Genomic DNA, 14668 nt, shown 5'->3' with positions numbered 1-14668 from the left:
GAATTATCCTCATGAGTTAAGATTAATTGATACCCTGGTAAGGGTTTTTTAATTTCTTCATAAGTTGCGACTAAATTCGATTTTTCTATTTGTTTACGAAGGTTATCCATTACGCGAATAAATGCAGGTTGCATCAATATTTCTGCTTTGTCCCAGTCTGTTGCATTTTGAAAGGTTGGTTTCATTCATTAATCATTGATAATGGACAATCACTTAATAAGGTAGACCAAGTTTAAACTATCTTTTAATCTTTAAGACATGGTGTTAATTTTGTCTGCCTTACAATAAGGATAACTTGGGTTTATCTTCTAGATTACAATAAGGACGACTAAAGCTTAAGGGTGCTTCTAAGGCGTGTTGTTCCAAAAAAGCATAATCACTCATAATTTTATCAGTTTTTCCATCATAAACCACTTGTCCTTTACTTAATATTATGGTTCTTTCGCATAGTTCCCAAGCGAGATCAAGATCGTGGGTTGCTATTATTAGGGTTAAGGGTAATTGATCGAGTAAATTAATCAGTTGACGACGGGAACGAGGATCAAGTTGTGCCGAAGGTTCATCTAATACTAATACTTGGGGTTCCATCGCCAAAACACCAGCGATCGCTACTCGTTTTTTTTCTCCCCCTGATAAGTTATCGGGGTTACGAGAACCATAGATTTCGGGGTCAATATTTACTGCTTCCATAGCTTCTAATACCCTTAATTTTAATTCATTTCCTTTTATGCCTCTATTCATAGGACCAAAGGCCACATCTTCCCAAACAGTAGGCATAAATAATTGATTATCAGGATTTTGAAACACTAAACCGACAAAGTTACGAATATCGGCTAAATTTTCATCTTTAATTTTCCATTCTCCTATGGTTATTTCTCCAGTTTGAGGCAAAAAAATACCGTTTAAATGAAATTGTAAGGTAGATTTTCCTGAACCATTTGCCCCAATCAAGGCAACTTTATCATTGGCTTTAATAGAGATATTAATATCTTTTAGGGCTAAATTTCCATCAGGATAGCGATAACTAAGATTTTTGATAAAAACTGGATTATGGTGCATGATTAAATAATGACAAAACCCCTCACATTGATCGATTTTAACTTAACTAGAAGCACTGGTATAAAACCGTAAGGCAAATTGCCAAAAACAGTGAGATATAATTAAAAGAAAAATAGCTAGTAAGGCTGAGAATAATAGCCAAACTTCTTGATTTTTCCCAATTAAAGTTTCTGCTGGAACCGTGGTTAAAAAAGTTACAGGAACCACAAAAGTGAAGAAAATTCGATAGGCAGCAGGATAAGCGGATATGGGATATCTTCCTGCTTCTAATAACCCTCTTAATACTTCAGTAACATTGTATATTTTCACAAACCAAATACTTGTAGCTCCTAACATAAACCAAATACTATATAAACTAAGAATAGCAAATCCTACTGTTATTATACTTAAGAAATAATTAGGTAGATTTAAGTTTAATTGATGACTAGCATAGATTATAATAATTAAACCAAAAATAATATCGGAAAAACCCCAAGGGGAGAGACTTCTGAGGGATAACCAGTATTGACTACTGATGGGTTTAAGGAGAATAAAATCGAGGGTTCCTTGTTGCACTTGTTCGACAATCCGATTCAAGTTAGGCACTAATAATGTAGCAGAAATTCCTTGAAGTAGGGTAAACATTCCTAAAACAATTAAGGACTCATCCCAACTCCATCCAGGAAATGTGTAATCAGTTTGATAAAATAAAAATAAGGTGAAAATACTCCCAGTTAAATTAGTTAAACTGCTAAAAACAGCAATTAAAAAATTTAAACGATATTCTAATTCTGCTGCGATCGCCGTTGCCCAAAATAATTTTAAAACTTTCCAATAAACTTTGATTTTATTCATCTTTAAAATCTAAGGCATCCATTGTAAAATCAAACTAAATTGACTATCTTTTTTAACCCGTGAATTTTGTTTTTCAATTTCGGTGGCGAGGCGAATTTGTTTCGTAATAGCATAGCCAAAAGACAGATTAGTAATGCCCACTTCGTCATCATCTCCAGGAGAAATAAACGTATGAGAAACCGAGATATCCGCAGCCCCAGATCGAGATAAGGGAAAGATAATTTTTCCTCCGATATTCACCCCATCTTCCGAATAATTATTGCTACTAATAGCTCGATAACCCACTATTGGAGCAACATTAACATAATACCCTAAAGGTAATAAATAATATTGTAAATTAACCCCTCCTGCGTCCCGTTCTCCGAAAGAGGTTTCATAGTCTCCACTAACTGTTAAACCGGTTCGACCAATAAATATATCATCCACAGTAATATTAAGCCCTCCGTCGTGTTCAGTGGAGGGAAATTCCGCATATCCAATGCCTACTCTAGTGCGAAAACTAGGGTCATGATTAATGTCTTCTAAAACATTAGGAACCTCTTTCATCCATTTTTGTAAAACAGGACTATTATTAATAATTTCTGGGGATAAATCAAGGGGATTTTCGGAACTAGAATCAACAGTTTGACTGTAAACAGTTTCAGGGATGATACAAAATATCGTCAACGTTATTAAAACGTAAATAATCTTGAGTTTTAATTGAACTTTCTGAAAAAACATAATAAAAATTGGGTTGAGAAAGGGGCTTAACTAATGGTACTTAAATCAAGATAAAAGTCACCAACAGGTTGCAGAATAACTTGACGACCTGTCTCCTCAATATAAGATAATTGAATCTCTAAATAATTTAAAGGAAGATAAGGCAATTTTTCTGGCCATTCGATGGCGGTAATACCGGGTAATCTTTCCTCTTCTTCCCAATATTGTTCTAAATATAATTTGGCTACTGCGTCGGGTTCAAGGCGATATAAATCTAAATGATACAAGGGTAAGCGTCCCTCATGATATTCGTTGATTAGAGTAAAGGTAGGACTCACAATGGGGTCGGTTATACCTAAACCCTCTCCTATACCTTGTACTAAGGTAGTTTTCCCTGCTCCTAAGTCCCCTTGAAGCAATAAAACAGATCCTTTAGGTAAATTTTGACCTAATTTCTGTCCAAGGGCTTTGCTTGCCTCAAAATTGCGTAATCTAAGCAAGTTAGGGGGTTTAATCATTGTTCAGGAATTCTGCTAAGCTATAAGGGCATTGTTTGGGTAAATTGATTTCGTATTCAGTTTCTACAATTCGAGACGCTACTTTGTATATCTTCTCAAATTCCTTTTCTAGTTTTGGTTTCATACTAGGGGAAAATTTACGAAGCATACCAGCTTTAAAAGCAATTACTTGAGCTTTCTACTGATTACGGTCTTCTGGCAAAGAAACGTAGTCAATTTTTAACCGATGTTCAATTTGTCTCATGAGTAAGCTGACTACGGTATTATATTCACTCCGTCCCAAAGCTTCAATTTCCTCAATAATATTTTCCCAGTCTAACTGATCAAAATTGCGCTCTTTTAAAGCTTGAGTTTGTTCTATCGTCCATTGATAGTAATCTATTTCGTAAATTTTTGGGCTAGTTATCTGATTCATCCCTTAAACTCCTCTTAATTATCCTATTTTACTGGTTTCAATTTGGGATCTTCTTGGAACTTCATAGGTCATGAAATCACGGGCTAAAATGGTATTAGGAAAAATTGCCTTTGCTTCTTGTAATAAATCATCCAACTGTAGGGCATTTCCTGGGGCGTAACGGGGGCTAAAATGGGTCATGATGAGTTGTTTAACCTGTGCTGCTAAAGCCACTTGAGCAGCCATTGTGGAGGTAGAATGGAGACGATCAAACGCTAGTTGAGCATCTTGGTGAGCAAAAGTCGCCTCATGAATTAAGACATCTGCATCCTCAGATAAAGCGATCGCTCCTTCGCAAAATACCGTATCCGTACAATAAATGACTTTTCGTCCCGTTTCTCTCTCTCCGCATAAGTCTTGGCCCCGAATACGACGGCCATCTTCTAATGTGACAGTTTTCCCTTGTTTGAGTTCCCCATAAACTGGGCCTGGGGGAATACCTAACGCTTTAGCTTTTTCGACATTAAAGCGTCCGGGGCGATCGCTTTCTGCGATACGATAACCATAGGCTGGAATACGATGTTTTAGCTGTCCACAACTGACGCTAAACTCTTTATCTTCGTAGAGAATACCAGGGTGAATAGGATGAAAGCGAATATGATGCGGTAGTTTGAAATGGGAGTATTTAGCGCAAGCTTTTAAATAATCTTTCAATTCTGGGGGACCATAAATTTCAATGGGTTGGCCACTTCCTGCTAACCCGCAACTGGCCAATAACCCCGTCAACCCATAAATATGATCGCCGTGCATATGGGTGACAAAAATTCGAGTAATTTGGGATATTTTAACATCACTGCGTAATAGTTGATGTTGGGTTCCTTCTCCGCAGTCAAATAACCAAACTTCGGCCCGTTGAGGTAATCTTAAGGCAACACTAGAAACATTACGCGATCGCGTTGGCACACCAGAACTGGTTCCTAAAAAGGTAATCTCCACAATTTATCTATCATATTGAACATTCGTTTATTTATTGTATCTATTTGAGTTGAGAAATTCTCGAAAGTTATTAAATACTTAAATGGTCATTGCGAGGGGTAATGTAAACAGTAAGCTTTGACTTTTACTGAAAATACCCCGAAGCAATCTTTTTAGCTATTTCTGAGAACTGGTATTAAGTAGATACAGTCAAAATAAACCCTTTTTTTTGTTCTCTATTTTTTGTTCCAGTCTTCCCTCTCTAAACTAACATCATGACAGCAATTAAAATTGACGGTGCAGGATATCCCATCAAAGACATCTTTAGTGATCAATTTTCTTTCCATATTCCCAATTATCAACGTCCTTATGCTTGGAAGACAGACGAAACAGAAAGATTGTTAGATGATCTTATTGATGCAATGGGTGACGATTCAAGTAATATTAGTGATATCCCTCCTTATTTTTTAGGAAATATAGTTCTTATTAAACCTGACGGAAACCCAAAATCAGAGGTTGTGGATGGACAACAAAGATTAACAACTTTGACTATTCTTTTATCTGTTTTGAGCAAGTTACTTCCCGACAATCAACAATTTCTAGAAAACTTAATCTGTCAGCCTGAAAACCCCTTGATAGGAAATCCTGCACGTCCTCGCTTATATTTAAGGCAACGGGATCAAGACTTTTTTGAAAAATATATTCAAATCTCAGAAGGTTTAGAAGATATTGAAGAAATTGCAGTGCAAAATCTTTCTGATCCTCAAAAAAATATTATTAACAATACTCAGATTTTGTTAAAAAGAATCAGCAAAAAATTACCCGAAGAATCTCAAAAAGTACGTCTCACTCAGTTTATCTTACAACGATGTTATTTAGTAGCTGTTTCTACTCCTGACTTTGAATCAGCTTATCGTATTTTCTCAGTATTAAATGATAGAGGTTTAGATTTATCGGTTACTGATATTTTAAAAGCAGATTTGATCGGTAAAATTTCCAATGACCAATCTCTAGAAAATCAATACACCAAAAAATGGGAAGACATAGAAGTAAAATTAGGTCGAGACAATTTTCAAGAATTATTTTCTCACATACGTATGATTTACGCAAAGAAAAGATTAAGTCGTAAAGTGATTGAAGAATTTCGTGAATATGTTTTAGTTAAACATAACCCCCGTGATTTTATTGATAATGTATTAGAGCCTTTTAGTGAGGCTTTTGATGACATAAAAAAATGCGATTTTATCCATGAGCAGCGTGCTAAAGAAATTAACGAACTATTGAAATGGTTACATCGTATTGATCATTCTGAGTGGATACCTCCTACTATTTTGTATATAACAAAACATAAAAATCAACCCGAAAAAATATTAACCTTTTTAACTCATTTAGAGCGATTAGCGGCCGGTTTAATGATTTGCAGAACAAATATTCATCAAAGAAATAAACGCTATGGAGATATTTTACAAGCTATTGAAGATGAGGCAGATTTATATGGAGTAGAATCTCCTTTACAGTTATCAACTTCAGAACAACAAGAAATCATGAAGTTATTAAAGGGAAATCTTTATGAAATGAGAAAAGTAAATCTTTATGTCTTACTCCGTCTTGATAGTTTAATTAGTGATGGCTTTCCTAACTATGATGGTTATAAAGTGATTACCATTGAACATATTTTACCTCAAAATCCTCCATTAGACAGTGAGTGGAACGAATGGTTTACTTCTCAAGAAGAAAAAGACAAATATGTTCATCGTCTCGGTAATTTAGTTTTACTTTCTCGTAAAAAGAATAGTGAAGCAGGAAATTATGAATATCAGGTTAAAAAAGATAAATATATCAATAATCCTACTGCTATCTTTGCTCTCACTATCCAAGCGATAAAAGAAAAAGAATGGACACCAGAAATTATTGAACAACGACAACGGTATTTACTAGCACAATTACAAAATTTATGGAATTTAAACCTATCTACTCAATAAAATACTATTAAAAATAGTAAGATAGACTAGCACACAGAGAAGAAAATAAGTTACAATTTAATGATTCAAGAAAAGTATTGCTACTCTAGGTCATCATCCCCAAGCAATTAACTATCTTAATACATTAGGTTTGCTTATTTTTTCTCTAATGAACAATCAAAAATTAGAACATTTAGAATCTAGCTTTCAACAACTGTGTAATCTTCTCATCGATAAATTACAAAGTGAAGAATATTTGACTATCGAATTGAGTGGAGAACAAACCCAATTTATTCGGTTTAATAGTGCAAAAGTAAGACAAACAGGAATCGTGAAAGATGGAAGCATTAAACTTACTTTAATAGCAAATCAAAGAACTGCGTTTGCGACATTTCCCTTTACAGGAGATGAAACAGTTGATAATCGAATAGCGGTAGAAAATTTAAACTATTTACGTCAAGAATTACCCCAGTTGCCAGAAGATCAGCATATTGTCTTACCGAAAAATAATGGAACGACTAGAGAGGTTTATCCAGGAAAATTATTATCGACGGAAAAAGCAGTAAAGGAAATTCTTTGCCCCGTTTCTGAATTAGATATGACGGGACTTTATACCGCAGGTTCTATGATTCGAGGTAATAGTAATTCTGCGGGTCAATTTCATTGGTTTGCTACTGAAAATTATATAGTTGATTATTCTTTAATTACTCCAGAAGAAAAAGCAGTTAAAGGAATATTTTCAGGACAAAATTGGGATCATGATAAATATCTAGAACAACTTAAAACAGATAAAAAACAATTTTTTGCTTTAGAAAAACTATCTAAAACCATCAAACCTGGAGGCTATCGTACCTATTTTGCTCCTGCTGCTGTTGCTGATTTAATTAGTATGCTATCTTGGGGTGGTATTAGTGAATCTTCTTTACGACGGGGAGATAGTTCTTTATTAAAATTACAACAAGGAAAAACACTATCCCCTCAATTTTCCTTACAAGAAAACTTTAGTAAAGGTACGGTTCCCAGGTTTAATGAATTAGGAGAAATTGCACCCGAAATTTTACCTATTATTACAGAGGGAAACTTAGTTAATACTTTAATTAGTTCTCGCACTGCATCAGAATATAATTTAACTGCTAATGGTGCTAATAACTATGAGAGTTTGCGATCGCCTGAATTATTGCCAGGGAATTTATCTCAGGAGGACATTTTATCCACTTTAAATACAGGGTTATATGTATCAAATTTACACTATTTAAACTGGAGCGATCGCACAGGTGGACGCATAACAGGAATGACTCGTTATGCTTGTTTTTGGGTAGAAAACGGGGAAATTGTTGCACCCATTGAGAACTTACGTTTTGATGAAAGTTTATATCGTTTTTGGGGAGAAAATTTAGTCACTTTAACTAATTTTAGAGAGTTTATTCCGAGAACAGGTACTTATGGACAAAGAAATTTAGGCGGTATTTTGACCCCAGGAATGATCGTTAATGATTTTCAATTTACTTTGTAGAAATTTGTAGATAATTTAATTCAATGGATATAGACGCAATAAAATCACTAATTGTAAAACTGGGGTTTTCTAGAGAAGATGAGAGTAATCAAATTTATTGTAAAAAATACTCAGATCATAAAAACTATACCATTAGTCTTAACTTTGAAACTCAATGGACTTTACAAAAATTAGGAAAGATCACAGAAATTATTTCTGGTCAATCTCCACAATCAAAATTTTATAATAAAAATCAACAAGGATTACCATTTTATCAAGGTAAAATTGAGTTTGGTAATATGTATTTAAAAGAACCCAAAACGTGGACAACTCAAATCACAAAAGAATCTATAAAAGATGATATATTGATGAGTGTTCGTGCGCCAGTAGGTTCTTTAAATATTAATCGATTTGATAAGATTTGTATTGGAAGAGGTCTTGCTGCTATTAGGAGTAAAGCAGAAAACGTTTTTATTAAATACATTTACTATTTTTTGCTTTTTAATCCAGAATTAATTGTAGGAACTGAAGGATTAATATTTAGTTCTATTTCCAGAGATCAGATATCTAAAATTTCAATACCTTTACCTCCTAAAGAAGTACAAGAACAAATCATCTAAGAAATCGAAGTATTAGAAAATAGAGAACAAGAATTAAGAAATAGTATTGAAACAATGGAAAATAATATACAAGAAAAATTGAATAATTCGTTTAATAATGCACCTAAAATTAAACTATCTCAACTTGCATCTTTAAAAAGAGGCCGTTTTAGTCATCGTCCCAGAAATGCACCCCATTTATATGAAAATGGAACCTATCCTTTTATCCAAACGGGAGACGTTGCGAATGGAAAAGGAAGAAATATCCAATATTCTCAATACTTAAACGAAGAAGGATTAAAAGTTAGTAAACTGTTTCAACCTGCAACAATTTTAATTACCATTGCTGCTAATATTGGCAGTACAGCTATTCTAACTTATCCTGCTTGTTTTCCTGATAGTATTGTCAGTATTAAACCCTCAAAAACCATGAATATTGATTATTTAGAATATTATTTGAGAACTCAACAACAATATTTAAACGATATTGCACCGCAAAAAGCACAAAAAAATATTAATCTCAAAATTCTTGAACCTTTATTAGTTGCTTGTCCTGAAAAAACAGAACAAGATAAAATTATCAATGAAGTGTTAAAAATAGAACAACAAATAAACAATTTTGAACAAGAAATCTTTGCTATCCCTCAACAAAAAGAAGCTATATTAAAGAAATATCTATAAATTCTCTATTAACCAAGAAGAGATATTTGCTCAATTAGAGAATTATCTAACTTTTCCCGTTCACAAATTTCTTTTAATGCTTCTTCTCCTTCAATTTCCCCATTACTAATAAATTTTTCAACTTCAATATCACCATTATCTAAAAATTCAATTTCCCAACGTTCCCCCACAAGAGAAACGGTTATCATCACTGCTTCATCTCGATGATGATGAATCTGATAGTTAATCTTTTGCTGTTCTAATTGATTCAAAAAAGTGAGAAACTTATTAAAAAAATCCGTTTTCATTTATCAAATCTCCGATCACTTAGTAATTTACGAATAGCTTTAAATCCTTTTAGATTAGCATCTGCATTAGCTTCAATTTCTTCCCAAAGCATTTGATTAATCTCATCCCAACTGGGAGAACCTTCAGGTAATTTCGCTTGTTTGATGCTCCCTTTTTTTAGCTTGAGAATATCAATTACTCTTTTTCCAGAAAAACGATGAACAATAAGAATGTCCTCCGTAATTAAAATCTTATTATAGCATTTATATTATGTTAAAAATTATTGCATTCTATCAATAGTTCGATACTGTATCGCCTCAGCAACATGATAACTTTTGACGCTATCATCATCAGCGAGATCGGCAATGGTTCGAGACACTTTTAACACCCGATCCATCGCCCTTGCAGATAACCCTAATTTACGGATCGCGGTTTCTAATAAGTTACGACTTCCATCATCCAAAGCACAAAATTGACGTAAATGGGAGGTTTGCATCTGTGCATTACAAGACACCGCAGCATCTTCCTTAAAGCGATGTTGAGCGCGATCGCGAGCTAATTTTACTCTCTCCCGAATACTATCCGATCCCTCCCCTGTAACTTGTTGCGTCATTTCTTCAGGTTTGAGACGGTTAACCGCCACTTGTAAATCAATTCTATCCATCAATGGACCCGATAACTTCGCCCAATATTGTTCTCGTTGACGGGGGGAACAAGTACAGCGTTGGATAGGATCACCAAAATAGCCACAGGGACAAGGGTTCGTACTCGCGACGAGGGTAAACTGTGCAGGAAATGTCACCGACTGACGAGTACGAGAGATAGAAACGTAACCATCTTCTAACGGTTGACGGAGAAACTCCAAAACATTGCGCTTAAACTCCGTTAATTCGTCTAAAAATAAGATACCGTGATGGGATAAGGAAATTTCTCCAGGTTTGGGGTAACTTCCCCCTCCCACTAAACTAGGCCCCGATGCAGAATGATGGGGACTGCGAAAGGGACGATCTTCAATCAAAGATCCTCTATTTTTCAGTAAACCAGCCACAGAATGAATCTGAGACACTTCTAACGCCTCAGAGAAGGATAACGGGGGTAAAATGCCTGGTAAACGCTTGGCTAACATGGTTTTTCCGCTTCCAGGAGGTCCCACTAAGATTAAATTATGTCCCCCCGATGCTGCTATTTCTAAGGCGCGACGGGCGTGGGTTTGCCCTTTAACGTCTTTGAGATCCAAGGGAAAAATAGGGCTTGAATCATCTTTTTTCGGGGGTTGATAGGTGACAGGTTGATAGTTTTGGGGTTGACAGAGGAAGTCAGCTACATCGGCAAGGTGTTTGAACCCATAAACCGCTAAATCTTTGACTACGGCTGCTTCTTGGGCGTTATCTGCCGGCACTACTAACCCCTTGATCCCTAACTGTTGCGCTTTCGCAGCGATGGGTAAAACGCCGGCTACGGGGCGCAAACTGCCATCCAGGGATAATTCCCCTAAAAACAAATAATCCCCCAATAAATGGGCATCTACCTGCTCTGAAGCAGTTAAAACACCGACACTGATAGGTAAGTCAAAGGAAGGGCCTTCTTTGCGTAAGTCTGCCGGTGCTAAGTTAATAATTATTTTTCGCACGGGAAAGGCAAACCCTGAATTCTTAATGGCTGCTTTGACTCTTTCCCTAGATTCTTGTACAGCAGTATCTGGTAATCCCACAATTGTGATCGCAGGAAGTCCTCCCGCAACATCTACTTCAACCCCAACTTTGACCGCATCAATACCCACTAATGAAGCGCACCAAACCCTAGCTAACATGATTTTTTTATAACTTAATTGTTTGCATTAGAGTTAGTATTCCCAGAAATTGAAAAAAGATTAGCGATCGCTATTATTTCTATTTATTAAGTTGTTATATTCGATTGAGTTTTGGGAATACTGATTGTTAGGGAAATGTCAAGTTAACCATCACCACAAGGAACCTAATCATGTTAAATAAAATTTTTGATTTATTTTTAGAAGAAAACCAACATAATCACTCTATTAATAGTATTCAAGTAATTTTCAGTAAGAAAAAAGAAGTTATTTTCCGTACTAAAGAATTAATGAATCAAATCAATCATTCTGCTTCTCAAACTTCTCATACGGTTCTATCCGCTAATTATAATTACTCAATCCCAGAAACTTATATTTTTACCCCCAACAATGAACTAGAAAAGCAAACCATTCAATTAGCGATAACGGGAGAAGATGGATGGCAAGGATCACTCTATAAGTTAGCTTATTATGAAGCCTATAATCAAGAACTTTGTTTTATTTTTGCTATTCAACCCCAAGAGTCTCTAGAACAAAAATGGCTATTGGTTCAAGTTAACACTAAAAAACAAACAAGATTTTGGAGTGTTCATGAAGAATCTTTAGAAAAAGTTTATTATTTTTGGGCTGGAAATATTAATATTTCTGAACCTAACTTTAACCCCAGTTCCGAAGAACTTATTAATGCTATGAGAAGCTAATTGTTTAATCTTTAATTTTAAAACTTGAACTGAGGCGATCTATTTTTATCAAAATAGATCGCCTTTACTTTTTATTTAATAATAATTATTACTTAATGAATCAGTTTATTTACTTCTATAAGAATATCAGGCAAAGCTATACAAGATACAAAACCATCGTTTAATTCAAGCTTATTTTGATAGTCTTCTTTTTGAGGGTCTTTAAAGATAATTAAACGATGATTTTCAAGATCAATAATCCAATATTCTTGAATATTTGACTTAGCGTAAACTTGTTTTTTCTCGTTTAAATCATAACTTAAGGTTGAATAGGAAATTTCAATTAATAAATAGATATCTTCTGGTTCAGGATGTTTTTTGTCATACAAAATATCAGGGAGTTTTGCTAATACTAAATCTGGTTGTGGTTCCGAGTTAAGAAGACTAACGGGGTGAGCTGATCGCACATCTGCTAAATTGTTAAATAAGGTCAGAAAGTATTTATATAGTTTATTATTAGAGTTAGCATGATAAGGGGTTTCTGGACTCACTTCGACTAAATTCCCGTCAATTAATTCAATACGGCGATCAGCAAAAAGTCCCGTTTCGACAATTTTCTGATACTCCCTGACCGAAAGTTTAGCAGCGTTAATCATTTATTATTAAAAGCATTATTTTGAGTATTTTCTAGAGGATTTTTGACCCAATAAAGTAGCTATCATTTCCCGAAAGAAACGACGCATTTTTAACCCTATTTTCTGCACAAAATTCCTTAAAACCTGAAGACGATGCCGCATGGTTGGCAAACGGAAAATATAAGCTAACCGTCGAAGCATACCCCCTATTTGTCCATTAATATTAATTCCATAACTAGAGATAATAGCGGTTCTTTTTCCTAACGTTAACATATCTCCTAAATGAAGATAGTTAAATGATTTTAAAGGCTTGCCTTCAATAATAGCAGCGATGTTTTTAGCTGCACAACTTGCCTGTTGATACGCAACTTGTGCTGTAGCAGGATTAGATTTCTTTTTATTACTTATTTGTGCTAGATCACCTAATGCAAATACTTCAGGATACTCGATTAACTGTAACCTAGAATTCGTTAATAATTTACCGGAGCTAGTTTGTTGGCAATTCAAAGATTTAATTAATGGTTTTGACTGAGTTCCAGCTACCCAAATTACCATATTTACAGGAACATTAATGGTTTGTTCACCGTAATTTATAGTAATAGAATTTTTATTAATTTCTTGAACATTTGTGTTTAAATATAACTGAACACGACGAGAACCTAAGGCACGATAAGAAGCTTTACGAATTCCTTTAGATAACCCTTTTAAGATTTGATTACCTCGATCAATTAATAATACTTCTGCTTGTTTTTCTAAACGATCAGCTAACTTACAAGATAATTCTACTCCATTGGGTCCACTGCCAATAATAGCTACTCTAAGGTGTTTTTTATCTAAACTTTCTAAGTAGTTTATTTTAGCTTGTAACTGTTCTAAATCTCGTAATGTTCTAAAGGTTAAAGCATAGTTTTTTAACCCTGGAATGTCTACCCAACGGTTTTGAGTGCCTAACCCTAAAACCAAGTAATCATAGTTCAAACTATCATCATTATCTAGTTTAACCTGACGATTTTCTAAGTCAATTTTTTCTACAATATGTTGACAAAATTTTATTGAGGTTCCTGCTAATAATTTTTGATAAGTTGGGGCAATTTCCCATCGCTGCAATTCTCCCGTAATTAATTCGTATAATAGAGGAGTGAATAAAAAGTTGTCATTGCGTTCAACTAAGGTAATTTTCCATTGACTTGATTTAACATGAGGATGGTTACTAAGATATAAAGCAGTATATAAACCGCTAAACCCTCCTCCTAGGACACAGATATTAATAGGCTTTTTAGTATTCATTAAAATTCAAAATAAATAAACTCGGATGGTGTATTAGCAGCTAACAAAATGGTTAAAGCTAATAAAATAGGAGACAACCAACGGGATAATAATAAATCATATTCAAATTTGCCTTGCCACACCGCTAAATGTTCCATTAAAAGGACAAACAGTGATAAGGCTAAAACCAACAGCAATGCTGATATTTCGTTAATACTATACGATCCAAACACAGCTTGCAAATTTCTCCAGGAATAGGCCGAAGGGGTTAGAATGGTTATTAATTTAGTTAGTAGTCGCTGACTGTTGGTTTCCATAAAGAAAAGACAACCTAGGGTTACCGAGGCAAAGGTTAAAAACCAAGAAACAATTTGAGGACGAGGAAAATAATTTCCCACTAACCCATAAAAGGGACGACCTAAGTATCTTAATACTAACAATAATGCACCATGATAAGCACCCCAGATGATAAAATTCCAAGCTGCACCATGCCAAAATCCTGACAAGGTAAAGGTTAAGAATAGGTAAAAAGCTGCCCATTTTTTATTTGATCCCATTAGAGGTAAAAAGACATAATCCCTAAACCAGGTACTTAACGTAATGTGCCAACGTCGCCAAAATTCATTAATACTTTGGGAGGTATAAGGGGCTAAGAAGTTCACCGTTAATTTTACTCCTAAAAAGCTGGCAATGCCAACAGCAACAAAACTATAACCGGCAAAATCGAAATATATTCTTAAGTAAATAATAGGGCAAAAACCAAACTGTCCAAGCATTATTAGCGACATCTAAATCGATATA

General features: G+C 34.7%; 14 protein-coding genes and 3 pseudogenes. 5 read left to right on the top strand and 12 right to left on the bottom strand.

All coding sequences use genetic code 11. The features are described from left to right. The 7 genes and pseudogenes from CY0110_RS25810 to CY0110_RS25780 form a co-directional block, all read right to left on the bottom strand. A pseudogene (locus tag CY0110_RS25810) lies at window positions 1-185 on the bottom strand (hypothetical protein); the annotation flags it as partial. Window positions 186-279: 94 nt separating this feature from the next. Next, window positions 280-1059: an energy-coupling factor ABC transporter ATP-binding protein gene (locus tag CY0110_RS25805; RefSeq protein WP_008278585.1), complete on the bottom strand. Its 780-nt coding sequence runs from the start codon at window positions 1057-1059 to the stop codon at window positions 280-282. 42 nt (window positions 1060-1101) lie between these two features. Further along, window positions 1102-1893 carry an ABC transporter permease gene (locus CY0110_RS25800; RefSeq protein WP_008278584.1) on the bottom strand — a complete coding sequence of 264 codons (792 nt, stop codon included), beginning with the start codon at window positions 1891-1893 and terminating at the stop codon, window positions 1102-1104. Window positions 1894-1902: 9 nt separating this feature from the next. Further along, on the bottom strand, window positions 1903-2613 hold the full coding sequence (locus CY0110_RS25795) for a hypothetical protein (RefSeq protein WP_008278583.1): 711 nt from the start codon (window positions 2611-2613) through the stop codon (window positions 1903-1905). A gap of 26 nt (window positions 2614-2639) precedes the next feature. Further along, window positions 2640-3110, bottom strand: coding sequence for a tRNA (adenosine(37)-N6)-threonylcarbamoyltransferase complex ATPase subunit type 1 TsaE (gene tsaE / locus CY0110_RS25790; protein ID WP_008278582.1), 471 nt, complete (start codon window positions 3108-3110; stop codon window positions 2640-2642). After that, window positions 3103-3525 (bottom strand): annotated as a pseudogene (locus CY0110_RS25785) (DUF29 domain-containing protein). Before CY0110_RS25785 ends, tsaE begins: the two are co-directional and overlap by 8 nt. Window positions 3526-3543: 18 nt before the next feature. Further along, window positions 3544-4500, bottom strand: a complete 957-nt coding sequence (locus CY0110_RS25780) for a ribonuclease Z (protein ID WP_008278579.1) — start codon at window positions 4498-4500, stop codon at window positions 3544-3546. A gap of 254 nt (window positions 4501-4754) precedes the next feature. Here CY0110_RS25780 and CY0110_RS25775 point away from each other — a divergent pair, with 254 nt between their 5' ends. The 4 genes from CY0110_RS25775 (at window position 4755) to CY0110_RS25760 (ending at window position 9212) form a co-directional block, all read left to right on the top strand. Beyond that, on the top strand, window positions 4755-6461 hold the full coding sequence (locus CY0110_RS25775; RefSeq protein ID WP_008278578.1) for a DUF262 domain-containing protein: 1707 nt from the start codon (window positions 4755-4757) through the stop codon (window positions 6459-6461). 148 nt (window positions 6462-6609) lie between these two features. Beyond that, the gene (locus CY0110_RS25770) at window positions 6610-7953 is read left to right on the top strand and encodes a TldD/PmbA family protein (protein ID WP_008278577.1); all 1344 of its coding nucleotides are present in this window, start codon (window positions 6610-6612) and stop codon (window positions 7951-7953) included. A gap of 23 nt (window positions 7954-7976) precedes the next feature. Then, window positions 7977-8552, top strand: coding sequence for a restriction endonuclease subunit S (locus CY0110_RS25765; protein WP_008278576.1), 576 nt, complete (start codon window positions 7977-7979; stop codon window positions 8550-8552). 54 nt (window positions 8553-8606) lie between these two features. Further along, the gene (locus CY0110_RS25760; RefSeq protein ID WP_008278575.1) at window positions 8607-9212 is read left to right on the top strand and encodes a restriction endonuclease subunit S; all 606 of its coding nucleotides are present in this window, start codon (window positions 8607-8609) and stop codon (window positions 9210-9212) included. Window positions 9213-9220: 8 nt separating this feature from the next. Here CY0110_RS25760 and CY0110_RS25755 read toward each other — a convergent pair whose 3' ends face one another. Further along, on the bottom strand, window positions 9221-9499 hold the full coding sequence (locus CY0110_RS25755) for a hypothetical protein (RefSeq protein WP_008278574.1): 279 nt from the start codon (window positions 9497-9499) through the stop codon (window positions 9221-9223). Between the two features lie 260 nt (window positions 9500-9759). Continuing rightward, window positions 9760-11289, bottom strand: a complete 1530-nt coding sequence (locus CY0110_RS25750) for a YifB family Mg chelatase-like AAA ATPase (protein ID WP_008278572.1) — start codon at window positions 11287-11289, stop codon at window positions 9760-9762. 170 nt (window positions 11290-11459) lie between these two features. Here CY0110_RS25750 and CY0110_RS25745 point away from each other — a divergent pair, with 170 nt between their 5' ends. Then, complete coding sequence (locus CY0110_RS25745) at window positions 11460-11987, top strand: hypothetical protein (protein WP_008278571.1); 528 nt, start codon at window positions 11460-11462, stop codon at window positions 11985-11987. Between the two features lie 92 nt (window positions 11988-12079). Here the strand turns inward: CY0110_RS25745 and CY0110_RS25740 are convergent, their stop codons facing one another. From CY0110_RS25740 to CY0110_RS25730, 3 genes and pseudogenes are all read right to left on the bottom strand, one after another. Next, complete coding sequence (locus CY0110_RS25740) at window positions 12080-12622, bottom strand: Uma2 family endonuclease (protein WP_008278570.1); 543 nt, start codon at window positions 12620-12622, stop codon at window positions 12080-12082. 15 nt (window positions 12623-12637) lie between these two features. Continuing rightward, complete coding sequence (locus CY0110_RS25735) at window positions 12638-13888, bottom strand: NAD(P)/FAD-dependent oxidoreductase (protein WP_008278569.1); 1251 nt, start codon at window positions 13886-13888, stop codon at window positions 12638-12640. Further along, window positions 13888-14668: pseudogene (locus CY0110_RS25730) on the bottom strand (MBOAT family O-acyltransferase); the annotation flags it as partial. The gene CY0110_RS25735 and the pseudogene CY0110_RS25730, both read right to left, overlap by 1 nt.

Origin of the sequence: Crocosphaera chwakensis CCY0110 (assembly GCF_000169335.1) — a bacterium.
Lineage (GTDB): Bacteria > Cyanobacteriota > Cyanobacteriia > Cyanobacteriales > Microcystaceae > Crocosphaera > Crocosphaera chwakensis.
This window is presented reverse-complemented; position numbering and strand designations above follow the sequence as displayed.